The sequence below is a fragment of the Pseudomonas sp. FW507-12TSA genome (genome assembly GCF_058781435.1).
Window position 1 is genome coordinate 79,687 of record NZ_JBYSWT010000026.1, and the last position, 24,551, is coordinate 104,237.

Genomic DNA, 24,551 nt, shown 5'->3' on the forward strand with positions numbered 1-24,551 from the left:
TTCCAGGGGCGTTGTGGTTTCTGGCCTCGTGTCCTGGCTCAGGAAACCCAGGGCGAGCGGCGAATCACTTCGACGAAGTTCGTCGGCTGGAACCCAGGCTGCTGGTCGGCCAGGACATCGGTCTTGACGTTGCCGAAGGTGGTCTGCGGCCGATGGCGCAGGCCGTCGGCGAATGCGCAGATGATGCACTCCTTGAAACCTTCGCCCCGGGGATGGGCATGCACCACCGCCTCGCGCTGGGCGCTGGGGAAGGCCGCGTAGTCGATGCCCAGGACGTCCATCTCGACCCCGGCTGTGACCAGGGCCACGGTGGGGCGCAGGTGCTGGGGGATGCCAGGAGTGGTATGCAGGGCGATGGACAGCCAGACTTGCTCGATATCGTCGTCGCTCAGCCCGTAGGGCTTGAGGAAGTCCCGGGCGGCATTGGCGCCGTCGACTTCGAAGCGCTGGTCGTCGCTGCGGTGGCCGGGCACCAGGCCCAGGTCGTGGAACATCGCGCCGACGTACAGCAGCTGTGGGTCGTATTGCAGCTGGCGGCGTTCGCCGCTCAGGGCGCCGAACAGGAATACCCGGCGCGAGTGGTGGTAGAGCAAATCGGATTCGATATCGCGAATGTAGTCGGTGGTGGCCCGGGCCAGGGCGCTGTCGGGAATCTTGATCCCGGCGATGGTGGAGCTCATGGGGCGGTCCTCGTGGCGGGCGCCGTACTGGCGCTGGAGCCCAGAGTCTGTGCCTGGCCAGGCATGGGGACAATCGATCCGGAGCTGCGATCCGGGCCAACCTGGGGGCATTTACGGCCATGGGCTGTCGCCTCGGGGGCCTGGTTGCGACAATCCAGCGTCGGGCCTGCCTGCCCGGCCCATAGAAGAAGGTGCGTGCCATGGCCAGATCCGTTGCCATCCTGGTGTTTCCCGGTGTCCAGGCCCTCGATGTGACGGGCCCCATGGACGTATTTTGCGAGGCCAACCGGTTCTTGCCGGTCGAAGACCATTACCGCCTGGAGGTGATCGGGCTCCAGGCCGGCGCGCAGGTTTGCTCCAACGGCCTGGTGCTGCAGGCCCGGCGCTCCTTCGAAGAGGCTGTGGAAGCCTTCGACCTGTTGCTGGTGGCGGGTGGGCCGCAAGTCCCCGGCAGCGACTTCGGTCCGATCTTCGACGCCTGGCTGCGCGGGGCTTGTGCCCGGGCCGCGGGCTTCGGTTCGATCTGCAACGGCGCGTTCATCCTGGCTCGGGCGGGCCTGCTGGAGGGACGCACGGTGACCACCCACTGGAGCGATGCGCCGGCGCTCGCGACCTTGTATCCCTCGACCCGGGTCGAGGTCGACCGCCTGTATGTCGAGGACGACAGGCTGTTCACCTCGGCGGGGGTCACCGCCGGCATCGACCTGTCGTTGTATCTGCTGGCCAGGGATCGGGGCGCCGAGGTGGCCTTGAACGTGGCCAAGCGCCTGGTGGTGTTCACCCAGCGCGCCGGAGGCCAGTCGCAGTTCAGCCCGTTCCTGCTGCCCCAGGCTACAGCCACTTCCGTCGTGGCCCAGGTCCAGCAACATGTGCTGGATCACCTGCAGGACAACCTGAGCATCGGCGAGCTGGCGCGTGCGGCGCACATGAGCCCACGCAACTTTTCCCGGGTCTTTGTCCGTGAGGCTGGAATAACCCCTGCAGAGTTCGTCGAGCGGGCACGGGTAGATGCCGCTCGGGCGCTGCTGGAGCGCTCGTCGGCGCCGCTCAAGACCCTGGCCTATCGCTGCGGGTTTCGCGATGCCCAGCACCTGCTCCGTGTGTTCAAGCGCCGCCTGGGGCTGACCCCGCAGCAGTTCCGGGCGAACTTCGCCCCGCCGTCCTGGTAGCCAGCGGCGGCTACCAGGGCGCCTGGTTCAGGGGCGGCGGGCCGGTAGCAGTTTCAGGGTGCTGCGGGTGTTGGCGGTGACTTCCTCTTCGCTGAAGTGCGCCTGCTGGTAAACCCCTTCGATGTAGGCTTCGGCCTGATCGTCATAGTGCTTGTCGAACAGCACACCGCTCTGGCCGACCGGATTGATGGTCAGGCTATGGGCCGGGTCGGCGAAGTCGATGATGCGCCGGGTCGAAGGGCCGTAGACCACCGCCCAGGGCGCCGGGCCGATCTTGCTGGTGAGGTTGTTCGGTACCTCATGGCTGCCGGGGGCCTCCAGCGGCCCGACGTTGAACACGCGGTCCAGGGGCTTCTGCATGCCCAGCGGGTGGCCATGGGTCAGGGTGTGGGCACTGCCCCAGCGCCATTGCGTCGGGTTTGGCCCGAGGGTGCGCTTGAGATGGTCGATGCTCGCGCGCCAGGCTTGCTTCACCGTATCGGCACGGCTTTCCCGCTGCGCTGTGGTGCGGTCGTCCCACCAGGGCGAGTCGGGGTCTGCCGCCAGGCGCGGCAGGGCGGCGTCCACCACCCGGGCCTGGATCAGGGCGTCGAAATAGGCATCGCCGAGCTTCTCATGGAAAGCCGCCCGGGCCAGTTCGAACAGGAACTGGTTGAACAGGGTGGCGGTGGTGGATTCCAGCGGATAGTCACCCTGCCATTGCGCCAGTTGCTCCACCAGCTTGAGTTCCTCGGGGGCTACGAGCACTTCGCGCAGCACTGGCAGCAAAGGCGCCAACAAGCGTGGGCCGTAGGCGGTGGTGGTGCCCAGTTGCAGCTTCTGGGTGTTCTCCAGATCCCATTTCAGCGTCTTGTCGCTGAGCTGGCGATCCAGCTGCTGGCCTCGGTCGGGCAGGTTGTAGTAGCCGGGAATCTCCATGCCGGTGGGGGAGGTCGGCTGGAAGTTGGCCGAGACGATGTAGCCCCGGGCCGGGTTTTCTTCCTGGGGGTTGGCGCTGAAGGGGTAGAAGCCGTCCTTGTCCGCCAGGGCGGTGCTGCCATCGAGGATGAAGGTCGGCTTGGCTCCGGCCGGGCGCTTGGGCAGCAGGGCGGCGGCCCACCAGCCGATATCGCCCTTGGCATTGGCCCAGACGATGTTCAGTCCCGGCGCATGGACCTTGGCCGCGGCCGCCCGGACCTTGGGCAGGGTGTCGGCGCGATTGAGCTGGTAGAAGCCGTCGAGGATCGGGTTGGGCGTCTCCAGGAATCCCCACCACATGGCGATCGGGGCCTTGCCCACGGTGCTGCCGAGCATGTCGTTGATGATCGGGCCATGGGGCGACTGGCGCAGGGTCAGGGTCACCGGCGCCTGGCCCTTGACGGCGATCTGCTGCTCGCTGCTGATCAGGTCCACCCATTGGTCATGGAACCAGACCTGGTTGGGGTTCTCCGGGTTGACCTTCTCGGCGATCAGGTCGAGATCGTCGTTCTGGAACATGGTCAGGCTCCAGCCGAAGTCCAGGTTGTGACCCAGGAAGGCAAACGGCACCAGCGCCTGGTAGTGGCCGTAAAGCTCGAAGCCCGGGGCCGAGAGCTGGGCTTCGTACCACACCGATGGCAGCGAGTAGCGGATATGCGGGTCGCCGGCCAGCAGCGGGCGGCCGCTCTTGGTCCGGCTACCGGACACGGCCCAGGCGTTGCTGCCTTCGAATTGCGGCAGGCCGGCGTCGGCCAGTGCCTGCTGGCTCAGGTGGCCGATTTTCGCCAGGTCCTGCCAGTCGATGGCGGCCAGGTGCGGCGTGGCTGGGGTCTTGCCGTTGGCCAGGACGCCCTTGGGCTGCCACTCCAGGTCGAACACCTTCAGGTAGTCGTTGCCCAACTGGTCACGGATATAGGTCATCAGCGGTTCGGTACGAAACGCCATGGCGAAGCTGTAGGCCATGAAACCGGCGACGCTGACGGTGTCTTCGGCGGTGAAGGGCCGCTTCTGGATGCCCAGGATGTCGAACTCCATGGGCCGTGGGTGGCTGTCCTGATACTGGTTGATACCGTCCAGGTAGGCTTGCAGGGCTTGCCAGGCGGGAGACTGGCGGTCGAGCCCGGCCACGTAGCTGTCGGCCCGCTCGCGGATGCGCAGGCTGCGAAACAGCTTGTCGGTGTCCAGCAGCTTGGGCCCGAGAACCTCGGCCAGCTCGCCACGGGACAGGCGGCGCAGCACTTCCATCTGGAACAGCCGGTCCTGGGCATGCACGTAGCCCAGGGTGCGGTACAGGTCGGTTTCGTTCTCCGCGCGAATATGCGGTACGCCGCGCTCGTCGTAGCGCACCGTGGCCGAGCCCTGCAGGCCGCTGAGCTCCACCTGGCCCTGACGCACCGGCTGCTTGCTGTACAGGTAGCCGCCGAGGCCCAGCAACAGGGCGAGGATCAACACGGCGACGACGGTGAGGCTGCGTTTCATGCGGGCTCCTTGCTGCGTTGTTATGTTCGGTGCCGCCCTGGTCGGGCAGCAGACATGTAACACATCTGGCCTGCGGTGCGCAGGAGGCAGTCCTCGATTAGTCGCGAATGCCTTGCTCGGTGCCGTTGGCCCATGGGCAATAGCAGCCGACCGCCAGGGTATGGGTGGCGCTGACCGCTCGCTCTTCTTGCAAGGCCTGGAGGATGGGCTCGATGAAGCTGTTGCTGGAGTTGCAGGTCAAGCCTTCGCTGTAGGGGCCGAAGTAGGCCAGCTTGCCGTTGCGGTCCCAGATCGCCACGGCGGGGCTGGCGGGGACCTGCTCGGCGCCGGGCAGGTGCTCCAGGGACTTGAGGCGCTCCAGGGTGACCGGCAACTGGCCGTGGCTGCCGGCCTTGCGCACCGAATAGAACTCCACACCCCGTGGGCCGTAGGTTTCGATCAGTTCGGCCAGGTGCTGCTGGTTGCCGACGTTGCAAGGGCAGGCCGGGTCCCAGAAGTGCACCAGGCGGATCGCCCCCGGTCCGGCGAGTTCGGCAGGCAGTTGCAATGGATCGCCGGAGAACATCGCCGTGTGCTCGCTGAAGGCCCGCAGGTAGCGACCCTGGAACCAGTCGTAGGCACTCCACAGCACCACGGCGCAGATCAGGACGAGCAGGCTGGCGAGCAGGGATGTGCGGTAGGGCTGGCGCATGGAGATAGGTCCTCGAAGGTCGCGTAGCTTGCCATGCTTGCCGCGACAGATGAATATCGCAGGCCCATAAAGCCCGTTTTGCCCTGGTGTCCCTGTTTTGCAAACCTCCATGCCTACGACCTTCGACCCCGACCTCCTGCGTGCCAGCCTGCAACCCCTGGCGGCTGGCCAGCCGCTGTCGGCCCAGGGCCAGGCCTACCAGCGCTTCTACGGGCTGGATTTCGCCGGCCGCGCCCGGGTGCCGCGCAGTCGCCTGGGGCGCTTCCAGGTGGATGGCTATGAGGTGGTCGCCCAGGCCTGGTGGCCGGAGCGACCTCGGGCGACGCTGTTCCTGTTCCATGGTTTCTACGATCACATGGGCTTGTACCGGCATGTGATCGAGTGGGCACTGCAGCGCGACTTCGTGGTGATTTCCTGCGACCTGCCGGGGCATGGACTGTCCAGCGGCGAACGCGCCAGCATCGACGATTTCGCGGTGTACCAGCGGGTATTGCAGGGCCTGTTCGAGCAGGCGCGGACCCTGGAATTGCCCCAGCCCTGGCACCTGTTCGGGCAGAGCACCGGCGGGGCGATCGTCATCGACCACCTGCTGCACCAGGGCGCCCAGAGCCCGGCCCAGGGCCAGGTGATCTTGCTTTCGCCGCTGGTGCGTCCACGGGCCTGGGGCTGGTCGCTGCTCAGCTACTACCTGTTGCGGCCCTTCGTCAGCGGCATTGCCCGGCGTTTCAGCGAGAACTCCAACGACCACGACTTCCTCGCCTTCCTCCAGGCCGACCCCTTGCAGCCCCAGCGCCTGCCGACGGCCTGGGTCGGTGCGCTGGCGCGCTGGATCAAGCGGCTGGAGGCGGCCCCGCGCAGCGACCGGCAGCCGGTGATCGTGCAGGGGCAGGCGGACATGACTGTGGATTGGCAGCACAACCTGCAAGTGATCCGCAGCAAGTTCAGCGCACCCGAGGTGCTGATGCTGCCGGAAGCGCGGCACCACCTGGCCAACGAGGTACCGCTGTACCGCGACCAGTATTTCGCCTTCCTGACCCGGCATGTTTGAGTCCCGAGTGAACCTGCCTTGGAGTGGCGCAGGCACAGGCTGCGAACGTCCCAAAGGGCCGCAGGGTTCTCAAGATCGCTGGAGGTTTGGCGGATGATTGCCTGGCAAGGTCCTGCGGCTCTTTGCGCAGCCCTGCAGGCTTGGTAGCGGCTACAGGTGGGTGGCCGGGTCAGGGAGCCAGGCTGGAGGTGCTCTGGCCCACCGCCAGGCCGGCGCGGATCGCGGCCAGGGCCGCCTGGTAATAGGCCTTGCCTTCGGCTGATTCGGCAAAAGTGGCGAACTCTTCCAGTTCCGTATCGGACAGGTCCCGGTAGACGTACAGCAGGGTGTTGTTCAGATCATTGCCGATCTGCTGCATCAGGCGCTGGCGCTGGCCATTGAGCATGCCCTGGGCCTGGCCGTTGCCCAGCAAACCGGGAATCATCTGGCTCAGGCTGTCGGCGGCGACTCCGGCAATGGCCAGGCTGACTTCCGCACCGGCTTCGCGGGCGGGCAGGGCCTGGGCCAGGTGGCCGATGATCAATTGGCGATTGTCGCTGGCCTGCATCTTCGGCAAGCCCTGGGCGTTCTTGGCCAACTGGTCGCGACGGGTGGCCAGCAGCTCGGCGGCGACGATCTTGCGGCCCAGGGGCGACTGGAAAAAGGCCAGGGCCGGAGCGGGGTCGGCCAGGTTCTGGCGCAACTGTTCCTCGGCGCGGCGATCCACCGACTGGGGCGCGAAGCGCTGGTTGCTGTTATCCACCAGGGCCTGGTAGACCGCTGGCGGCAGGCTGTTCTGGTAGCGCTGCTGGGCGGCGTTGAGGGCATCGCTGAAATGCGCGCGCTGCTCTGCCCAACCGGCGACCTTGTACAACTGGTCGTGGCTGTCTGCCCAGGCAGGCAAGGTGCAGAACATCAACAGTGAGAAAAGCAAACGACGCATAAGGACTCCTGTCAGCAGGCGACTATTCTCCGGGCCAAGGCGGTAGTTGTCGAGAATTCGTATCAGATGAAGTCATGGTTCCAGGCACCTTGGAAAAAAAGCTGAATCTGCCGCCCTGCGGCTCTGTCAGATTTATCTGCGGCTGGATACTATGCGCGCCATGCACATACCCTCTGATCATCCGCTGTTGTTGAGCATCGTCGACGACCTGGCCGCCCGTGGCTGGTCGCAGCAGGATATTTTCCTGCCTGAGGCTCTGACCCTCGACCTGGCTGCCGAGTGCCGTAAACGCGCCGCCGAAGGCGAGCTGGCTCCAGCGGCGGTCGGGCGCGGGGTTGCCCAGGAAATCCGCGAGGGTATCCGCGGCGACCATATCCAATGGCTCGAGCCCGGCCAGGCCGCGGCCAGCGACGCCTACCTGGCGCTCATGGACAGCCTGCGCGAAGCCTTGAACCGTGGCCTGTTCCTTGGCCTGGAGGATTTCGAGTGCCATTTCGCGATGTATCCGCCGGGTGCTTTCTACAAGCGCCATGTGGACCGCTTTCGCGACGACGACCGGCGCATGGTGTCGGCGGTGATCTACCTCAACTCGCAATGGCTGCCCGAGCATGGCGGGCAATTGCGCATGTACCTGCAGGACCAGGAGCAGCGCGATGTCGACCCGCTCGGCGGCCGGCTGGTGGTGTTCCTCTCCGGCGAATTGCCCCATGAAGTCCTGCCCGCGACCCGGGAGCGCCTGTCCCTGACCGGCTGGTTCCGGCGCCGCGGCAACGAGCCGTTCTGAGGATGCACAAGATCCTGGTCAGCCGCTGCCTTTTGGGCCACCGCGTACGCTACGACGGCGGCGCCAGTGGCCCTTTCGATCAATTGGCGGCCTGGCAGCAGGAGGGGCGGGTGGTGGCCCTGTGCCCGGAAGTGGCTGGCGGCTTGCCGACACCACGGGCCGCGGCGGAGATCCCGGGTGGCCAGGGCATCGATGTGCTGGAGGGACGGGCGCCGGTGATGACCGCGGCTGGTGACGACGTCAGCGCCGAGTTTCTCTCCGGGGCCCGGCAGGCTTTGGCCCTGGTGGAAAAGCACGGTATCCGTATTGCCGTGCTCAAGGCCAACAGCCCGTCCTGCGGCAACCTCTGGACCTATGACGGCACCTTCAGTGGGGCCAAGGTCCCGGGTGAGGGGGTTACCGCCGCCTTGCTCAAGCAGCACGGGGTGCAGGTCTTCAGCGAACTGCAACTGCTCGAGGCTGCCAGCGCCCTCGCTGCATTGTCCTCGTAGCCGCTGTCGAGCTTTAGCGATGCGACGGTGGTGACTACAGGTGAGGTCTATTGCTCGGCGTCGCCCTTGGGCGGCTTGCTGGCGTCCATGCCGAACCATTTCTCCGACAGGGCCATCAGCCGCCCATCCGCCTTGATCCGCTGCAAGGCGCTATCCAGGCTGGCGCGGAACGCCGGATTGCCTTTCTGGAAAGGAATCGCCAGGCTCAGGGTCGGTCCCACCTTGGCGCCTTCCTTCACTGGCAGGCGACTGTCGCGAATCGCATAGGGGATCAGCAGGCGGTCGCTGATGGCGGCGTCGATCTGCTTGTCCGCCACATCCTTGATCGGCTGTTGGGCATCGGCATAGCTACGCAGGTTGATGCCGTCGACGGTCCGTGCCTGGTCGACGAACTGGCTGCCCTGGGCCACGCCCAGGGCCCGGCCGCGCAGGGATTGCAAGGAAAACAGCGGGCGTTGCTCCTCCTTGCGTACGATCAGCTGGGCGCTGGAGTAGCTGTAGGGCTCGCTGAAGTCGAAACGATCCCTGAGCTCCGGTGTCACTGCTATGTGGTTGATGGCCACGTCGAACCTGCCGCTTTCGACGCCGGGCAGCAACTCGTCGGTGTCGGTCACCACGAAGTCCGCGCGCACGTCCAGTTCGCTGGCCAGCAACTGCCCCAGTTCGACTTCGAAGCCGCTGAGCTTGCCGTCATCCTTGAAGTTGAAGGGCGGGGTATCGGCTTCAAGGGCAATACGCAGTTCCCCGCGGTCATTGATGTCATCCATCAACTCGGCATGGACGCAGGTGCTCGCCAGGGGCAGCAAAAGTATCAGGCCAGGCAGGAAACGCATGGTCACTCCTTGAATTCATGTGAGCGATGCGCTGTTCAGGCTCGCTTTGCTAAGGTGTTGAGTGCCTTCGACAACGAACAGCCACAAAGTTGTCATAACCGTAAAAGAATTGCGGAAAACTGGAGAAGATAATGAAAAAGTATATGTCTTGCGCGGCCCTGGCGGGTTTGTTGCTGGGAGCCTCGATGCTGGCCGGCGCAGCTGAAATTCCTCGTACGCAGGCACCTGCCGGTGCCAAGGTGTCCATTGTTTCCCCGGCTGACGGAGCAACCGTGGACAAGACCTTCAAGGTCAAGTTCGGGGTCGAGGGCATCGCCCTGGCGCCAGCGGGCGACCAGACCGCCAACACTGGCCATCACCACCTGCTGATCGACGTCGACCAGCTGCCGGCCGAGAACATGCCGATTCCGATGGATGCCAACCACTTGCACTTCGGCAAGGCCCAGACCGAGACCGAAGTGACCCTGGCCCCGGGCAAGCACACCCTGCAACTGGAGCTGGGGGACAAGAACCACGTGCCGTTCGACCCGGTAATCGTTTCGAAGAAGATCACAGTGACCGTGAAATAAGCGTAAACGCCGCACAAAAAAAGGGAGCCCATCAAGGCTCCCTTTTTTGTACGGCTAGCTACAAGGCTGCAGCTACAAACCAGGGCGGGCCCTTGCTTGCTGCTTGAGACTTGCCGCTTGCAGCTGCTGTCAGAACAGCACGCGGCAGCGGATGGTGCCGTTGATGTGTTGCAGCTTCTCTTGCGCCAGGTCCGAGTACTCGGCGTCGACGTCGATCACCACGTAGCCGACCTTTTCGTTGGTCTGCAGGAACTGGCCGGAGATGTTGATGCCATTTTCCGCGAAGACCTTGTTGATCTCGCTCATCACGCCCGGGATGTTCTCGTGGATGTGCAACAGGCGGTGCTTGCCAGGGTGGGCAGGCAGGGCCACTTCCGGGAAGTTGACCGAGGACACCGAGGTGCCGTTGTCGCTGTACTTGACCAGCTTCTCGGCCACTTCCAGGCCGATGTTGGCCTGGGCCTCGGCGGTGGAACCACCGATGTGCGGGGTCAGGATCACGTTGTCCAGGCCACGCAGCGGGCTTTCGAACTCTTCCTCGTTGGAACGTGGCTCGACCGGGAATACGTCGATGGCCGCGCCGATCAGGTGCTTGTCCTTGATCGCGTCCGCCAGGGCGTCCAGCTCGACCACGGTGCCGCGTGCGGCGTTGATCAGGATGCCGCCCTTCTTGATGGCGCGGATTTCCTTCTCGCCGATCATCCACTGGGTGGCCGCGGTTTCCGGCACGTGCAGGGTGACGATATCGGACATGCCCAGCAGCTCGTGCAGGTTGCCGACCTGGGTCGCGTTGCCCAGTGGCAGCTTGGTCACGGTGTCATAGAAGAACACCTGCATGCCCAGGCCCTCGGCCAGGACCGACAGTTGGGTACCAATGGAGCCATAACCGACGATGCCCAGCTTCTTGCCGCGGATCTCGAAGGAGTTGGCTGCGCTCTTGATCCAGCCGCCGCGGTGGCAGGAGGCGTTTTTCTCGGGGATACCGCGCAACAGCAGGATGGCCTCGGCCAGTACCAGCTCGGCGACCGAGCGGGTGTTGGAGTAAGGCGCGTTGAACACCGCGATGCCGCGCTCGCGGGCCGCGGACAGGTCAACCTGGTTGGTGCCGATGCAGAAGCAGCCCACCGCGACCAGTTTCTTCGCGTGGTCGAAGATCTCTTCGGTCAGTTGGGTGCGGGAGCGAATACCGATGAAGTGCGCATCGGCGATCTTTTCCTTGAGCTGGGCTTCCGGCAGAGAACTGGTGAGGTACTCGATGCTGGTGTAGCCGGCGGCCTTGAGCACGTCGACAGCGGATTGGTGGACGCCTTCGAGGAGAAGGAACTTGATCTTGCTCTTATCGAGAGAAGTCTTGCTCATCTGCGTAAACCTGTGTCCCGGAGAAAAATGGCAGGGAAGTGGACAGCTTGAGCTGACCTGGGCGGCGCGCGGCCGACACCGCAGAAGGCCCTTGGGCACTCTTCTGCGGGGGCGGTATGCTAGCATACGCGCCCCGCTAAACACTCATTCCTGCGACGTGAAGCGTTCTCAGGATGACCATGAATTGTTCGAGAGTTCTGTCGATGACCAATCCTGCCCTGATTGATGAGCTGAAGACCCTGGTTGAGCCCGGCAAGGTGCTGACCGACGCTGACTCGCTGAATGCCTACGGCAAGGATTGGACCAAGCACTTCGCCCCCGCCCCGACCGCTATCGTGTTCCCCAAGACCATCGAACAGGTCCAGGCCATCGTCCGCTGGGCCAATCAGCACAAGGTGGCGCTGGTGCCTTCGGGCGGTCGTACCGGGCTTTCGGCGGCAGCGGTAGCCGCCAACGGCGAAGTGGTGGTGGCCTTCGACTACATGAACCAGATTCTCGACCTGAACCTGACCGACCGCACCGCGGTATGCCAGCCAGGCGTGGTCACCGAGCAACTGCAGAACCTGGCGCAAGACAACGGCCTGTACTATCCGGTGGACTTCGCATCGGCAGGTTCCAGCCAGATTGGCGGCAATATCGGCACCAATGCCGGCGGGATCAAGGTCATTCGCTACGGCATGACCCGTAACTGGGTGGCTGGCATGAAGGTGGTCACCGGCAAGGGCGACCTGCTGGAACTGAACCGCGACCTGATCAAGAACGCCACCGGCTATGACCTGCGCCAGCTGTTCATCGGCGCCGAGGGCACCCTGGGTTTCGTGGTCGAGGCCACCATGCGCCTGGACCGGGCGCCGAAGAACCTCACTGCCATGGTCCTGGGCACGCCTGACTTCGATTCGATCATGCCGGTGCTGCATGCATTCCAGGGCAAGGTCGACCTGACGGCTTTCGAATTCTTCTCCGACAAGGCGCTGGCCAAGGTCCTGGCCCGCGGCGACGTCCCGGCGCCATTCGAATCGCAATGCCCGTTCTATGCCCTGCTGGAGTTCGAGGCCACCACCGAGGAAGTGGCCAACCAGGCCCTGGAGACCTTCGAGCATTGCGTCGAGCAGGGCTGGGTCCTGGATGGCGTGATGAGCCAGAGCGAAACCCAGTTGCAGAACCTGTGGAAGCTGCGCGAGTACATCTCCGAGACCATCTCCCACTGGACCCCGTACAAGAACGACATCTCGGTCACTGTGTCCAAGGTGCCGGCATTCCTCCAGGAAATCGACGCCATCGTCGGCAAGCACTACCCGGACTTCGAGATCGTCTGGTTCGGCCACATCGGCGACGGCAACCTGCACCTGAACATCCTCAAGCCGGAAAACCTGAGCAAGGACGAGTTCTTCGCCAAGTGCGCCACGGTCAACAAGTGGGTGTTCGAAACCGTCGAGAAGCACAATGGTTCGATCTCCGCCGAACACGGCGTGGGCATGACCAAGCGCGACTACCTGACCTATAGCCGCTCGCCGGTGGAAATCGAGTACATGAAGGCCGTCAAGGCGGTCTTCGACCCGAACGGCATCATGAACCCGGGCAAGATCTTCGCTGCTTGAGTCCGGGCAGCCCTGAACACGCGTACGAACAGGAGTCGGTAATGAGCTATCAGCACCAGTATGTCGACGGTACCCGGATTCATTTTCCCCTGGGCAAGGTGGTATGCATCGGCCGCAACTACGCCGAGCATGCCAAGGAACTGGACAACCCGGTTCCCACCGAACCGCTGCTGTTCATCAAGCCGGGCAGCTGTGTCGTGCCCCTGGAAGGCGGTTTTGCCATTCCCACCGAGCGTGGCTCGGTGCATTACGAAGCCGAGATCGCGGTGTTGATCGGCAAACCGCTGTCCCCCAAGCCCAGTCGTGAAGAGGTGCTGGATGCCATTTCCGGCTTCGCCCCGGCCCTGGACCTGACCCTGCGCGACAAGCAGGCCGAGCTCAAGGCCAAGGGCCTGCCCTGGGAAATCGCCAAGTCGTTCGACGGCGCGGCGGTGATCGCGCCTTTCGTGGTGGGCAGCACATTCGCCGACCTGACCGACATCGGCATTCGCCTGACCATCAATGGCGAGGTACGCCAGGATGGCAACAGCAGCATCATGCTCAACCCCATAGTGCCGATGATCCAGTACATGGCCGGCTGCTTTTCCCTGCAGGCCGGCGACGTGATCCTCACTGGTACTCCGGTGGGTGTCGGCCCGCTGAATGTCGGTGACGAACTGATCCTGGAACTGCCGGGCGCCAGCCGTTTCACCAGCACCGTCCGTTGATCGGAAACTTTCTGCGAGAGCACCAAAAAACCGGACATCTCGCAGAAAGCCCTCCGCGCTTTTACCGTTTTTTCACATTTGCCCCGGATAATTCTCGGGTTCATGGTTCGCAGCGCTCAAATTTGCGTGCTATTACCTGTGGCCGAGCTTCTTGGAATCTGTGAAATGGATGCCCAACCTCTGACCAAAATCCACACTCCCCGGCGTTTGCGACTGCGCATGCGCTGGTATTCCTGGCTGCTGCTGGCCGGGGTGATCAGCTATGGCCTGGCCAGCATCATGCACTGGGACGACCGCGGCGTGCTCTGGCTGCAGGAAGGCTTCGTCACTCCTGCAGAGCGCAGCGCCAGTATCTGGCTACCGGCCTATCGGGCGGTGATCGACGCCAAATTGATGCCTGGCCTGGAGCGCGACGAAGCTTCCGACCTGTCCTACAACCCCAGGACCAAGACGCTGTTCTCGGTAATGGGCAAGCACCCGTTCCTGGTGGAACTGAGCCTGCAGGGCGACGTCCTGCGCAAGATCCCGCTGGTGGGCTGGAGCAATCCGGAAGGGGTGGCGGTCATGGAGGATGGCTTGATGGCCATCGTCGATGAGCGCGACCACTCGCTGGTGATCGTCAAGGTCGATGGCTCCACCAGCCAGTTGAACATCGCCGATTTCCCCAAGTACGACCTGGGCCCTTCGCAAGACCAGAACAAGGCTTTCGAAGCCGTGGCCTGGGACCCGCGCAAGCAGCAGTTGCTGCTGGGCGAAGAGCGGCCGCCGGCGCTGTTCACCTGGAGCAGCGACGGTCGTGTGCTCAAGGGCGACAAGCAAAGACTGCCTAGCGACGAGCTCGACCTGCGCAACTTGTCGGCCCTGGGTATCGATCCGCGTACTGGTCATACCCTGGTGCTGTCGGCCGAGTCGCATTTGCTGCTGGAGCTGGACGAGCAGGGCGAGCAAGTCAGCTTCATGACCTTGCTTGGTGGTTTCAACGGCCTGAAGAACACCATCCCCCGCGCCGAAGGCGTGGCCATGGACGAGGCGGGCAACCTGTACATGGTCAGCGAGTCCAACCTGTTCTACCGCTTCGAGAAGCGCTGAACACCGGACCCGGACGTTGTCCGGGTCGTGCCGATTAAGCTTGAATTCAGGCGCCGGTGATATTCATGGGGCCGTCCTGTATTCGAGCTTGCCTGCCATGTATCGCCTGAGTCGTGTCCATCCCCTCTATCTGCTCCTTGGTCTTGTAGTCGTGTTGCTGGCGGCATTCGCCCACAACCATCGGCTGTGGCAGCGCGCCTGGTTCGACTGGCAGGCCTACTGGCAAGCGACTGATCCGCATTCACTGGGGCTGGGCGACTACCGAGTGGTGCGCGAGGCCCAGCCCATCGAGGGCCTGGACGATGTTTCGGCGCTGACCTACGACCCGCTGCGCAATAGCCTGTTCACCGTGACCAACAAGCAACCCGAGCTGATCGAGCTGTCCCTGGATGGGCAGGTGCTGCGACGCATCGCCCTGGTGGGGTTCGCCGATCCTGAGGCAGTGGAGTACATCAGTGCCGGTACCTATGTGATCAGCGACGAGCGCCAGCAGCGGTTGATCAAGATCCATCTGCAGGACGACACCCAGGTAGTGGATGCGGCGCAGTCCGAGCAGGTGACCCTCGGTGTGCACCTGGGCGGCAACAAGGGATTCGAGGGCTTGGCCTACGACTCCCGGGGCAAGCGCCTGTTCGTCGCCAAGGAGCGTGATCCGATGCTGATCTACGAAGTGCAGGGGTTTCCCGACAGCGAGCCGGATACGCCCTATGGCATGCACGTGGTGAACAACCCCAAGCGGGATGCCGCGCTGTTCGTGCGTGATCTTTCCAGCCTGCAATACGATGAGCGCAGCGGCCACTTGCTGGCGTTGTCGGATGAGTCGCGACTGGTGCTGGAGCTGGACGCCCAGGGGCGCCCCCTGAGCACCCTGGCGCTGGGCAAGGGTCGCCAGGGCCTGGACCGAGCGGTGCCCCAGGCCGAGGGTATCGCCATGGACGATGAAGGCACGTTGTACCTGGTCAGCGAACCGAACCTGTTCTACGTCTTCAAGAAGCCCGCGCGCTAGTTCGGGCGTTGCCGGGATTGGCTCGCCATAGCGGCCAATCCGGCAGGGGGAGCGTGATCAGGCCTTGAGGGTCTGCACGCCTTCGGCGGTGCCCAGCAGCAGCACGTCGGCGGGCCGGGCGGCGAACAGGCCGTTGGTGACCACGCCGACGATGGCGTTGATCTGGCTTTCCAGCTCCACCGGGTTGCTGATCTGCATGTTGTGCACGTCGAGGATGATGTTGCCGTTGTCGGTGATCACGCCTTCGCGGTACACCGGATCGCCGCCCAGCTTCACCAGTTCGCGAGCCACGTGGCTGCGGGCCATCGGGATCACTTCCACCGGCAGTGGGAAGGCGCCCAGCACCGAGACCAGCTTGCTGGCATCGGCGATGCAGATGAAGGTCTTGGCCACGGCCGCGACGATCTTCTCGCGGGTCAGGGCCGCGCCGCCGCCCTTGATCAGGTTCAGGTGCGCATCGCTTTCGTCGGCGCCGTCGATGTAGAACTCCAGCTCGCTGACGGTGTTGAGTTCATACACCGGGATGCCGTGGCCCTTGAGGCGCGCGGCGGTGGCTTCGGAACTGGCCACGGCGCCATCGAAGGCGCCCTTGTGCCGGGCCAGGGCGTCGATGAAGCAGTTGGCGGTGGAGCCGGTGCCGACCCCGACGATGCTCTTGTCGTCGAGTTTCGGCAGGATGAGGTCGACGGCGGCCTGGGCGACGGCCTGTTTGAGTTGATCCTGGGTCATGCGGGCTCCGAAGCGGGCAGGGGGGCACAAAGCCCGGCATTATAGGCGTCGGCGCCGGCCAGGTCATTGCCCGTCTGGCCACTCGCCCGGCGGCGTTGCCCACAGGGCCCGCAGGCAGGCTAAAACCTCTGGATTCGTGTGGTCGCCCGGGCAAACGCTGGGTTAGACTCCTTGGCCCTGCCCAACCCGCTCAGTGATGCTTCCCGATGCTCGAACAGTACGTAAAGAAGATCCTCACCTCGCGCGTTTATGACGTTGCCGTGGAAACCCCATTGCAGGCCGCCCGCCAGCTCTCCGAGCGGCTGGGCAACCAGGTCTGGCTCAAGCGCGAAGACTTGCAGCCGGTGTTCTCGTTCAAGATCCGTGGCGCCTACAACAAGCTCACCCAGCTCACCGACGCCGAGCGCGCCCGTGGCGTGGTCACCGCATCGGCGGGCAACCACGCCCAGGGCCTGGCCCTGGCTGCCAAGGTGCTGGGGGTCAAGGCCACCATCGTGATGCCCAAGACCACTCCCGAGATCAAGGTCGAAGGCGTGCGTTCCCGTGGCGGCAAGGTAGTGCTGCATGGCGATACCTTCCCCGAGGCGCTGGCCTATTCGCTGAAGCTGGTGGACGAGAAGGGCTACGTCTACATCCATCCTTATGACGATCCCCACACCATTGCCGGGCAGGGCACGGTGGCGATGGAGATCCTGCGCCAGCATCCCGGCCCGCTGGATGCGATCTTCGTACCGGTCGGTGGCGGCGGCTTGATCGCCGGCATCGCCGCGTACGTGAAGTACCTGCGCCCGGAGATCCGGGTCATCGGTGTCGAGCCGGACGATTCCAACTGCCTGCAAATGGCCATGGCCGCCGGCGAGCGGGTGGTGTTGCCGACCGTGGGCATCTTCGCCGATGGCGTGGCCGTGGCGCAGATCGGCCAGCACACCTTCGATATCTGCAAGGATCACGTCGACGAGGTGATCACCGTCAGCACCGACGAGATCTGTGCGGCAATCAAGGATATCTACGACGATACCCGCTCGATCACCGAGCCTGCCGGTGCACTCGGCGTGGCGGGGATCAAGAAGTACGTCGAGCAGCGCGGCATCACCGGGCAGACCCTGGTGGCCATCGATTCCGGCGCCAACGTCAACTTCGACCGTCTGCGCCACGTGGCCGAGCGCGCCGAGCTGGGTGAGGGTCGCGAAGCCATCATCGCCGTGACCATTCCCGAGCAGCCCGGCAGCTTCAAGGCGTTCTGCGAGGCGGTGGGCAAGCGCCAGATCACCGAATTCAACTACCGCTACAACACCGGCAGCGAGGCGCATATCTTCGTTGGCGTGCAGACCCACCCGGAAAGCGATCCGCGCAGTGCCCTGATCGCCAACCTGAGCGAGCAGGGCTTCCCGGTGATCGACCTGACCGACAACGAGCTGGCCAAGCTGCATATCCGCTACATGGTCGGCGGCCGGGCGGAGAAGGTCAGCGACGAGCTGGTGCTGCGCTTCGAGTTCCCGGAGCGTCCGGGTGCCTTGTTCAACTTCCTCAACAAACTGGGCGGGCGCTGGAACATTTCCATGTTCCACTACCGCAACCACGGCGCGGCAGATGGGCGAGTGGTCGCCGGCCTGCAGGTGCCGGCCGAGGAGCGCCACCTGGTGCCGGCGGCCCTGGAGCAGATCGGTTATCCGTACTGGGACGAAAGCGACAACCCCGCCTACCAGCTGTTCCTCGGCTGAGCGGCTACGCTGAGGATCGAGGCCTTAAGGACGCGAGAATATGGAAACGCTGACCACGCTCAAGACACTTCATGTACTGGCCACGGTGCTGCTGCTGGGCAGTGCGCTGGGCCTGGCGATCTGGGTCTGGCGCCTGCGTCGCCAGGGTGACGCGACCGCCTATAGCCGGGTGCTGCACCGTCCCGGCCTGTTCGCCTGGCTGCTGCTGGCCCTGGGCCTGGTGACCCTGCCGGTCACCGGTTGGTGGCTGGTGCACCTGGTGGGCTGGCCGCTGGGGCAGACCTGGGTCCTGGGCTCCAGTGTGCTCTACACCCTCGGGGCGCTGGCCTGGCTATGGCTGATGGTGCGCCTCAATCGCCTGCGCGTGGCCAAGGCTGCCAGTGGCCTGGCCTTTACCCTGGTCCTGGCGGTCTTCAGCGCCCTGTGCTTCGTCACCATTGCCGGCCTCATGGGGGCCAAGCCGGTCTGACCCGGCTTTAAGGATCGCCATGAAGGTCGTTCTGGTGGGGGCCACGGGGTTCGTCGGCCGTCATCTGCTGGCAGCGTTGCACGCCGCCGGTCATCAATTGATCGCTACCAGTCGCCAGCCACAACCTCGGGGTTTGCCCGGGGTGCAGTGGCTGCAACTGGATCTGGATCGCCTCGGTCGTGAGCCTGGTTCGTTCGAGCTGCCGGCTGATACCGACCTGCTGATCAATGCCGCCGGGTTGCTGAGCAATGATCCCCAGGCCCTGAGCCTGACCCAGGACCTGGGCACGCGGGCGCTGTTCGACCTGGCTGCGGCCCGCGGTGCCCGGGTGCTACAGATTTCTGCGTTGGGCGCCGGCACCCAGCCCCGGGTGCCATTCCTGGCGAGCAAGGCCATGGCGGACGATTATCTGCTGGGCCTTAATATTCCGGCAGTAGTGCTGCGCCCGTCATTGGTGCTCGGTGCCGGGGGCGCCAGCAGTGGCTGGCTCGCGCGATTGTCGCCCTGGCCGCTGATTCCGCTGCTGTCCTCCCAGGCGCGGATGCAACCCCTGCATGTGGATGACTTGAGCGCCGCGGTGCTGGCGCTGCTGCGGCACTGGCCGCAAGAGTCCATGGTCTTGCCGCTGGTCGGCCCGGAGCGGATGACCATGGGGCAATTGCTCGATCGCCTGCGGGCAGCCCAGGGTTGGGCGCCAGCTCGTTACCTGCAACTGCCGGGACCGCTCCTGGGCCTGGCCGCGCTGCTGGGCGAGCGCCTGGGTTGGCGGGCCTTGAGCCGGCAAAGCTTGAGCATGGCGCGGCAGGACAACCTGGCGGGCCCCGAGGTGCTGGCATCGGTCTGTGGTTATCACGCCGCGCCGTTGGCGACGCGCTTGCAGGATTGGCCCCAGGCCGGACAGACCACCCAGTGGGTGCTGCGGCCGTTGCTATTGGCGGTGATGGTGTTGATCTGGCTGGGCACGGCGGCGGTGTGCATCGGCCCCGGCTACGACTGGGGCCTGCGGATCATGGCCGAGGCCGGGGTGCAGGGCGCCTGGGCGGTGCTGGCGGTGATCGGCGGTTCGCTCTGCGACGCGGTGCTGGGCGTCGGCCTGCTGCTGCGACGCTGGCGCCGGCGAGCCTTGCAGGCGCAATTGCTGCTGATGCTCGGCTACACGCTGATCATCAGCCTGATCCTGCCGCATTTCTGGTTTGACCCTTATGCCGCCGTCGCCAAGAACCTGGTGCTGATGGTGGCGACCCTTTGGCTGTTGTGGACCGAACCTCGTCGATGAGCGCTTACCTGCTGCTGAAAACCCTGCATATCCTGTCTTCCACCGTGCTCTTCGGCCTGGGTGCCGGGTCGGCCTACTACGCCTTGCGGGCCTGGCGCAGTGGCCAGGTGCAGGTGATCGCCGTGACCTTCAAGCATCTGGTGTTCGCCGACTGGGCCTTCACCGCGACCACAGCGGTGTTCCAGCCGCTGAGCGGGCTGGGTTTGATCCACTTGGCGGGGTGGTCGATCCAGCAGCCCTGGCTGATGTGGAGCCTGGGGCTCTATGTACTGGCGGGGGTGTGCTGGCTGCCGGTGGTCTGGCTGCAGATCCGGGTGCACAAGATGGCTGAACAAGCCTTGCGCGATGGGACGCCGATGCCGATGCGCGCCACTCTCTATATGCGCTGGTGGTTTGCCCTGGGCTGGCCGGCTTTCCTGGCCTTCATGGCGATCTTCTACCTGATGGTGGCCAAGCCGGCCTGAACCCCATGAGCGCCCCCGGACCGCAGGGCGGCCCGGGGCGCCGCTTCAGTCGCGCAGGCTGATTACCTGCCAGCCGCGTTGCTGGGCTTCGGCGCGCAGGTTGGGGTCAGGGTCGACGGCCACCGGTGTGGTCACCTGTTCCAGCAGCGGCAGGTCGTTCATCGAGTCGCTGTAGAAATAGCTGTCTTGCAGGTCGTGACCGGTTTCCTCCAGCCAGCGCTGCAGGCGGGTCACCTTGCCCTCGCGAAAGCACGGGACGTCGGTGCTGCGGCCGGTGTAGCGACCATCCTGCATCTCGCACTCGGTGGCGATCAGGGTTTCCACGCCCAGGCGCTCGGCGATCGGGGCGGTGACGAAGCGGTTGGTGGCGGTGATGATCACCAGCTTGTCGCCGGCCTCGCGGTGCCGGGCCAGCAAGGCCAGGGCCTTGGGCAGCAGGATCGGCTCGATGCAGTCGCGCATGTAGTCGCGATGCCATTGGGCGAGCACGTCCATTTCGGTGCGGCCGAGGATTTCCAGGCAGAAATTCAGGTAGGCGGCGTTGTCGAGCTTGCCGGCCAGGTAGTCCTGGTAGAACTCGTCGTTGCGGGTCTTGTAGGCCACCGGATCGAGGTGGCCCTTTTCGCACAGATAGTCGCCCCAGGCGTGATCGCTGTCGCCGCCCAGGAGGGTGTTGTCCAAGTCGAATAAAGCCAGACGCATTGCGGTTACTCACTGAAAAGTCTTGGAAAAGGTCCCCAGAATACGGTCTTTTCACAAGAGTGCACATAAGCTTGGCAGCCTCGTTGCTGCATTCCCAAGCTTTATGGAACAATGCGGCGACATGCGTTTGCGAGGTTGTAGCCGTGATCGACCCCGATGGTTTTCGCCCCAATGTCGGGATCATTCTGACGAATGATGCCGGCCAGGTGCTATGGGCTCGCCGTATCAATCAAGATGCCTGGCAGTTTCCCCAAGGCGGCATCAACCCCGACGAGACGCCGGAAGACGCTCTTTATCGTGAGTTGAACGAAGAAGTGGGCCTGGAGCGCGAAGATGTGCAAATTCTCGCCTGCACCCGCGGCTGGTTGCGCTATCGTTTGCCGCAGCGTTTGGTAAGGACCCACAGCCAACCGCTGTGCATCGGCCAAAAGCAGAAATGGTTTCTCTTGCGCCTGATCTCCAACGAGCAGCGGGTGCGGATGGATTTGACCGGTAAACCGGAATTCGATGGCTGGCGTTGGGTCAGTTATTGGTACCCGTTGGGCCAGGTGGTGACATTCAAGCGCGAAGTGTATCGCCGCGCTCTCAAAGAGCTTGCCCCGCGCCTTCTAGTGCGCGACTGACGACGGAGTTCGACCCCGAGCCATGCTCAATACGCTGCGCAAGATCGTCCAGGAAGTTAACTCCGCCAAGGATCTCAAGACGGCGTTGGGGATCATTGTCTTGCGCGTCAAAGAGGCCATGGGCAGCCAGGTCTGCTCGGTCTACCTGCTGGACCCGGAAACCAACCGTTTCGTGCTGATGGCCACCGAAGGCCTGAACAAACGTTCCATCGGCAAGGTCAGCATGGCTCCCAACGAAGGCCTGGTGGGCCTGGTAGGCACCCGGGAAGAACCCCTCAACCTGGAAAACGCCGCCGATCACCCCCGCTACCGCTACTTCGCCGAGACTGGCGAGGAGCGCTACGCTTCCTTCCTCGGGGCGCCGATCATCCACCACCGGCGGGTGGTCGGGGTCCTGGTCATCCAACAGAAGGAACGTCGCCAGTTCGACGAGGGCGAAGAAGCCTTCCTGGTGACCATGAGCGCCCAGCTGGCCGGGGTTATCGCCCATGCCGAGGCCACCGGCTCGATCCGTGGCCTTGGACGCCAGGGCAAGGGCATCCAGGAAGCCAAGTTCGTCGGTGTGCCGGGTTCCCCCGGGGCCGCGGTGGGCAGTGCGGTGGTGATGTTGCCGCCGGCCGACCTGGACGTGGTGCCGGACAAGCACATCACCGATATCGACGCCGAGCTGACGCTGTTCAAGAGCGCCCTGGAAGGGGTGCGCGCCGACATGCGGGCGCTGTCGGAAAAACTCGCTACCCAGCTGCGTCCCGAAGAGCGGGCGCTGTTCGACGTCTACCTGATGATGCTCGACGACGCTTCCCTGGGCAGCGAGGTCAAGGCGGTGATCCGCACCGGGCAATGGGCCCAGGGCGCACTGCGCCAGGTGGTCAGCGATCACGTCAACCGCTTCGAACTGATGGACGACGCCTACCTGCGTGAGCGCGCATCGGACGTCAAGGACCTGGGCCGGCGGCTCCTGGCCTACCTCCAGGAGGAGCGCCAGCAGACCCTGGTCTACCCCGACAACACCATCCTGGTCAGCGAAGAGCTGACCCCGGCCATGCTCGGCGAAGTGCCCGAGGGCAAGCTGGTGGGCCTGGTCTCGGTGCTGGGGTCGGGCAACTCCCACGTGGCGATCCTGGCCCGGGCCATGGGCATCCCGACGGTGATGGGCCTGGTCGACCTGCCTTATTCCAAGGTCGACGGCATCCAGATGATCGTCGACGGCTACCATGGCGAGGTCTACACCAACCCCAGCGATGTGCTGCGCAAGCAGTTCGCCGATGTGGTGGAAGAGGAGCGGCAACTGGCCCAGGGCCTGGATGCGCTGCGCGACCAGCCATGCGTGACCCCCGATGGCCACCGCATGCCGTTGTGGGTCAACACCGGCCTGCTGGCCGACGTGGCCCGGGCGCAGAAGCGTGGCGCCGAGGGCGTGGGCCTGTACCGCACCGAAGTGCCGTTCATGATCAACCAGCGCTTCCCCAGCGAAAAGGAACAGCTGGCGATCTATCGCGAGCAGCTGGCGTCCTTCCATCCGCAACCGGTGACCATGCGCAGCCTGGACATCGGCGGCGATAAATCGCTGTCCTATTTCCCGATCAAGGAAGACAACCCGTTCCTGGGCTGGCGCGGCATCCGCGTGACCCTCGACCATCCGGAGATCTTCCTGGTGCAGGCCCGGGCCATGCTCAAGGCCAGCGAGGGCCTGAACAACCTGCGCATCCTGCTGCCGATGATCTCCGGCATCCACGAGCTGGAAGAGGCCTTGCACCTGATCCACCGGGCCTGGGGCGAGGTGCGCGACGAAGGTACCGACGTGCCGATGCCGCCGGTGGGGGTGATGATCGAAATTCCCGCGGCGGTCTACCAGACCAAGGAGCTGGCGCGCCAGGTGGACTTCCTGTCGGTGGGCTCCAACGACCTGACCCAGTACCTGCTGGCGGTGGACCGCAACAACCCGCGGGTGGCCGACCTCTACGACTACCTGCACCCGGCGGTATTGCAGGCGTTGCAGACCGTGGTCCGCGATGCCCACGCCGAAGGCAAGCCGGTGAGCATCTGTGGCGAAATGGCCGGCGATCCGGCCGCTGCGGTGCTGCTGATGGCCATGGGTTTCGACAGCCTGTCGATGAACGCCACCAACCTGCCGAAGGTGAAGTGGATGCTGCGCCAGATCAGCATGACCAAGGCCAGGGAACTGCTGGATGAGATGATGACCATCGACAACCCGCAAGTTATCCACAGTTCGCTGCAGCTGGCGCTGAAGAAGCTCGGCCTGGCGCGCATGATCAACCCCGCGTCGAACAAGACCCTCTAGTGGGCGCGCCGGTCCCTCGGGACCGGTCGCCGGCCGCGCCTCAAATCTTCAGTTCTATCTCTCCCAGTTGCCCGCCATAGGGGCCGAAACTGCGCTCGACCAGATGCCGGGAACCGTCGGCGTGGACGATCAGCGCAGTACTGGCGCGGGTGCCGTAGCTGGGGCTGGCAATGAAGACGCTCGACAGCAGGCTCTCGGTGGCCAGGCCCACGCCGGTGTCCGGCAAGTCGGCGAAAGGCGCGGTCTGCGGATCGCCCAGTAACGCCAGCAGCGCTTGGGGCTGCGGGTCGTGCAGCACTTCCCGGAGCGCCGCCTTGGCCTTGAGCAGCTTGGGCCAGGGGGTGTCGAGGCCGGCGTTGGACAGGCCATAGACACCGGCCTCCAGCTGGCGCGGCTCCGCATCCTGGGCGTTGTAGTGCCAGAGCTGCTCTGCGGTGCCCAGCAACAGGTTGAAACCAGCGTACTCCAGGGAGCGGCCCACTACGTCACGCAGGTATTCGTCCAGGTCGATGGTGCCGGCCAGGAAGCGCGCCACCAGTTCCCCGCGGGAGCGACGTGCCGGAGGCTGGTGCGGGTTGCGGATATTGGTCAGGGCGGCGAAGCGCCCGTCGGCGCCGACCCCGAGCCAGGTGCCGCCGGCTTCAAGATCGCGCCCGGCGTGGATCTGCGGTAATTCCGGCCATTGCGCCAGGGGCAGGCTGGGCCGGGCATAGAACTCGTCGCGGTTGGCCGCGACGATCAGTGACTGGGCATGACCCGGCCGCCAGGCAAAGACAATCAAGCACATGAAGGTGGCCCCCTGTGTGTTTCTGCCCACTTTACGCACAGATCCGGCGGGTATCCATCGTCAGCTGGTGGAGTCCCGGGCCGTGCATCCGTTACC

Annotated in this window: 24 protein-coding genes; 15 read left to right on the forward strand and 9 right to left on the reverse strand. The window is 64.5% G+C overall.

The features are described 5' to 3' along the window. Nucleotides 1–38: 38 nt before the first annotated feature. A complete protein-coding gene (locus tag AC3WK8_RS22845; RefSeq protein WP_068575411.1) occupies nt 39–680 on the reverse strand; it encodes an HD domain-containing protein in 642 nt (213 codons plus the stop codon). A 200-nt stretch (nt 681–880) separates the two neighbouring features. Between AC3WK8_RS22845 and AC3WK8_RS22850 the strand changes: the two genes are divergently transcribed. Beyond that, nucleotides 881–1,849: a GlxA family transcriptional regulator gene (locus AC3WK8_RS22850; RefSeq protein ID WP_103325906.1), complete on the forward strand. Its 969-nt coding sequence runs from the start codon at nt 881–883 to the stop codon at nt 1,847–1,849. 27 nt (nt 1,850–1,876) lie between these two features. On the opposite strand, the gene AC3WK8_RS22855 is transcribed toward AC3WK8_RS22850, so the two are convergent. Both AC3WK8_RS22855 and AC3WK8_RS22860 read right to left on the reverse strand, forming a co-directional pair. Further along, nucleotides 1,877–4,285: a penicillin acylase family protein gene (locus AC3WK8_RS22855; protein ID WP_103325905.1), complete on the reverse strand. Its 2,409-nt coding sequence runs from the start codon at nt 4,283–4,285 to the stop codon at nt 1,877–1,879. Nucleotides 4,286–4,382: 97 nt separating this feature from the next. Continuing rightward, entirely contained in the window at nt 4,383–4,976 is a 594-nt protein-coding gene (locus AC3WK8_RS22860) for a DUF6436 domain-containing protein (RefSeq protein WP_085594374.1), read from the reverse strand. Between the two features lie 109 nt (nt 4,977–5,085). On the opposite strand from AC3WK8_RS22860, the gene bipL reads away from it, so the two are divergent. Continuing rightward, the gene (gene bipL / locus AC3WK8_RS22865) at nt 5,086–6,024 is read left to right on the forward strand and encodes a phospholipase BipL (protein WP_031320672.1); all 939 of its coding nucleotides are present in this window, start codon (nt 5,086–5,088) and stop codon (nt 6,022–6,024) included. A gap of 169 nt (nt 6,025–6,193) precedes the next feature. Here bipL and AC3WK8_RS22870 read toward each other — a convergent pair whose 3' ends face one another. Next, nucleotides 6,194–6,946 (reverse strand): DUF2059 domain-containing protein, encoded by a 753-nt coding sequence (locus AC3WK8_RS22870; RefSeq protein ID WP_022641695.1) that lies wholly within the window; start codon nt 6,944–6,946, stop codon nt 6,194–6,196. 151 nt (nt 6,947–7,097) lie between these two features. On the opposite strand from AC3WK8_RS22870, the gene AC3WK8_RS22875 reads away from it, so the two are divergent. Further along, nucleotides 7,098–7,730, forward strand: a complete 633-nt coding sequence (locus tag AC3WK8_RS22875; RefSeq protein ID WP_103325904.1) for a 2OG-Fe(II) oxygenase — start codon at nt 7,098–7,100, stop codon at nt 7,728–7,730. Nucleotides 7,731–7,732: 2 nt separating this feature from the next. Continuing rightward, a complete protein-coding gene (locus tag AC3WK8_RS22880; protein WP_103325903.1) occupies nt 7,733–8,221 on the forward strand; it encodes a 2-thiouracil desulfurase family protein in 489 nt (162 codons plus the stop codon). Between the two features lie 47 nt (nt 8,222–8,268). Here the strand turns inward: AC3WK8_RS22880 and AC3WK8_RS22885 are convergent, their stop codons facing one another. After that, nucleotides 8,269–9,054 carry a transporter substrate-binding domain-containing protein gene (locus AC3WK8_RS22885; protein ID WP_103325902.1) on the reverse strand — a complete coding sequence of 262 codons (786 nt, stop codon included), beginning with the start codon at nt 9,052–9,054 and terminating at the stop codon, nt 8,269–8,271. 131 nt (nt 9,055–9,185) lie between these two features. Here AC3WK8_RS22885 and AC3WK8_RS22890 point away from each other — a divergent pair, with 131 nt between their 5' ends. Continuing rightward, the gene (locus AC3WK8_RS22890; RefSeq protein WP_022641691.1) at nt 9,186–9,623 is read left to right on the forward strand and encodes a DUF4399 domain-containing protein; all 438 of its coding nucleotides are present in this window, start codon (nt 9,186–9,188) and stop codon (nt 9,621–9,623) included. Nucleotides 9,624–9,752: 129 nt separating this feature from the next. Here AC3WK8_RS22890 and serA read toward each other — a convergent pair whose 3' ends face one another. Beyond that, a complete protein-coding gene (serA, locus tag AC3WK8_RS22895; RefSeq protein ID WP_103325924.1) occupies nt 9,753–10,982 on the reverse strand; it encodes a phosphoglycerate dehydrogenase in 1,230 nt (409 codons plus the stop codon). A gap of 203 nt (nt 10,983–11,185) precedes the next feature. Between serA and AC3WK8_RS22900 the strand changes: the two genes are divergently transcribed. The 4 genes from AC3WK8_RS22900 (at nt 11,186) to AC3WK8_RS22915 (ending at nt 15,382) form a co-directional block, all read left to right on the forward strand. Next, on the forward strand, nt 11,186–12,580 hold the full coding sequence (locus AC3WK8_RS22900) for an FAD-binding oxidoreductase (protein ID WP_085594380.1): 1,395 nt from the start codon (nt 11,186–11,188) through the stop codon (nt 12,578–12,580). Nucleotides 12,581–12,621: 41 nt separating this feature from the next. Then, nucleotides 12,622–13,287 carry a fumarylacetoacetate hydrolase family protein gene (locus AC3WK8_RS22905; RefSeq protein ID WP_103325900.1) on the forward strand — a complete coding sequence of 222 codons (666 nt, stop codon included), beginning with the start codon at nt 12,622–12,624 and terminating at the stop codon, nt 13,285–13,287. A gap of 165 nt (nt 13,288–13,452) precedes the next feature. Further along, nucleotides 13,453–14,376 carry an SdiA-regulated domain-containing protein gene (locus AC3WK8_RS22910; protein WP_085594384.1) on the forward strand — a complete coding sequence of 308 codons (924 nt, stop codon included), beginning with the start codon at nt 13,453–13,455 and terminating at the stop codon, nt 14,374–14,376. A gap of 97 nt (nt 14,377–14,473) precedes the next feature. Continuing rightward, nucleotides 14,474–15,382 carry an SdiA-regulated domain-containing protein gene (locus AC3WK8_RS22915; protein ID WP_103325899.1) on the forward strand — a complete coding sequence of 303 codons (909 nt, stop codon included), beginning with the start codon at nt 14,474–14,476 and terminating at the stop codon, nt 15,380–15,382. A gap of 57 nt (nt 15,383–15,439) precedes the next feature. Here the strand turns inward: AC3WK8_RS22915 and rpiA are convergent, their stop codons facing one another. Continuing rightward, a complete protein-coding gene (gene rpiA, locus AC3WK8_RS22920; RefSeq protein ID WP_022641685.1) occupies nt 15,440–16,111 on the reverse strand; it encodes a ribose-5-phosphate isomerase RpiA in 672 nt (223 codons plus the stop codon). A gap of 206 nt (nt 16,112–16,317) precedes the next feature. Here rpiA and ilvA point away from each other — a divergent pair, with 206 nt between their 5' ends. Genes ilvA through AC3WK8_RS22940 form a run of 4 tightly spaced genes read left to right on the forward strand, consistent with a single transcriptional unit; the run spans nt 16,318 to nt 20,041 of the window. Continuing rightward, complete coding sequence (gene ilvA / locus AC3WK8_RS22925) at nt 16,318–17,832, forward strand: threonine ammonia-lyase, biosynthetic (RefSeq protein ID WP_085594388.1); 1,515 nt, start codon at nt 16,318–16,320, stop codon at nt 17,830–17,832. Between the two features lie 40 nt (nt 17,833–17,872). Further along, the gene (locus tag AC3WK8_RS22930; protein ID WP_103325898.1) at nt 17,873–18,301 is read left to right on the forward strand and encodes a DUF2269 family protein; all 429 of its coding nucleotides are present in this window, start codon (nt 17,873–17,875) and stop codon (nt 18,299–18,301) included. A 19-nt stretch (nt 18,302–18,320) separates the two neighbouring features. After that, the gene (locus tag AC3WK8_RS22935) at nt 18,321–19,577 is read left to right on the forward strand and encodes an SDR family oxidoreductase (RefSeq protein WP_103325897.1); all 1,257 of its coding nucleotides are present in this window, start codon (nt 18,321–18,323) and stop codon (nt 19,575–19,577) included. Further along, nucleotides 19,574–20,041, forward strand: a complete 468-nt coding sequence (locus AC3WK8_RS22940) for a DUF2269 family protein (RefSeq protein WP_085594394.1) — start codon at nt 19,574–19,576, stop codon at nt 20,039–20,041. The genes AC3WK8_RS22935 and AC3WK8_RS22940 overlap by 4 nt, the downstream gene beginning before the upstream one ends. A 45-nt stretch (nt 20,042–20,086) precedes the next feature. On the opposite strand, the gene AC3WK8_RS22945 is transcribed toward AC3WK8_RS22940, so the two are convergent. Continuing rightward, nucleotides 20,087–20,743, reverse strand: a complete 657-nt coding sequence (locus AC3WK8_RS22945) for a histidinol-phosphatase (protein WP_022641680.1) — start codon at nt 20,741–20,743, stop codon at nt 20,087–20,089. A gap of 143 nt (nt 20,744–20,886) precedes the next feature. Here AC3WK8_RS22945 and AC3WK8_RS22950 point away from each other — a divergent pair, with 143 nt between their 5' ends. Both AC3WK8_RS22950 and ptsP read left to right on the forward strand, forming a co-directional pair. Then, nucleotides 20,887–21,366, forward strand: a complete 480-nt coding sequence (locus AC3WK8_RS22950) for an RNA pyrophosphohydrolase (protein WP_011064073.1) — start codon at nt 20,887–20,889, stop codon at nt 21,364–21,366. A gap of 22 nt (nt 21,367–21,388) precedes the next feature. Then, nucleotides 21,389–23,668 carry a phosphoenolpyruvate--protein phosphotransferase gene (ptsP, locus tag AC3WK8_RS22955; RefSeq protein WP_022641678.1) on the forward strand — a complete coding sequence of 760 codons (2,280 nt, stop codon included), beginning with the start codon at nt 21,389–21,391 and terminating at the stop codon, nt 23,666–23,668. Between the two features lie 40 nt (nt 23,669–23,708). On the opposite strand, the gene AC3WK8_RS22960 is transcribed toward ptsP, so the two are convergent. Next, nucleotides 23,709–24,455 carry an NRDE family protein gene (locus AC3WK8_RS22960; RefSeq protein WP_103325896.1) on the reverse strand — a complete coding sequence of 249 codons (747 nt, stop codon included), beginning with the start codon at nt 24,453–24,455 and terminating at the stop codon, nt 23,709–23,711. Nucleotides 24,456–24,551: the final 96 nt, after the last annotated feature.